We start from the raw sequence: 403 nt of genomic DNA, 5'->3' as shown, positions 1-403 counted from the left end.
CTATAGGCGATGTTGACCACTAGTACGCCCGCTGTTTGGTCGCGGCCAGTGCCAAGCACACCCTTCTCGGGTCGTACGACCAACCGGTAGGCCTGCTCGGCCGGCAGGCGATTCAGAGGCTTGAGCGTGATGAATTTGCTCTGCCCCGGCGCAAGAGACAGCCGGAACGGTGTCGCATACAGCCCGGGCATGGGGGTGTCGCCGATCGCTTCCAGTTCTTCGACTGGCAAGGGCACGCCCGGATTGAGCAATCGCGACAGGGCGACCGACACGTACTCTGGCCGATCGCCCAGGTTCGACACCTGCACCGTCACGGCCTTTCCTTCGACGGTAACTTCTTTGGGATATACGTCGATTACGCCCCACGCCGAGCCGGACCAGAGACCGCTCAGCATCATGGAAG

Annotated in this window: 1 pseudogene; it reads right to left on the bottom strand. The window is 62.0% G+C overall.

Annotated features, from left to right (window positions below):
• Positions 1-314, bottom strand: a pseudogene (locus tag KDH83_RS31835) (hypothetical protein); the annotation flags it as partial.
• Positions 315-403 lie beyond the last annotated feature (89 nt).

The organism is Achromobacter sp. Marseille-Q0513 (assembly GCF_018195695.1).
Lineage (GTDB): Bacteria > Pseudomonadota > Gammaproteobacteria > Burkholderiales > Burkholderiaceae_B > Achromobacter.
This window is presented reverse-complemented; position numbering and strand designations above follow the sequence as displayed.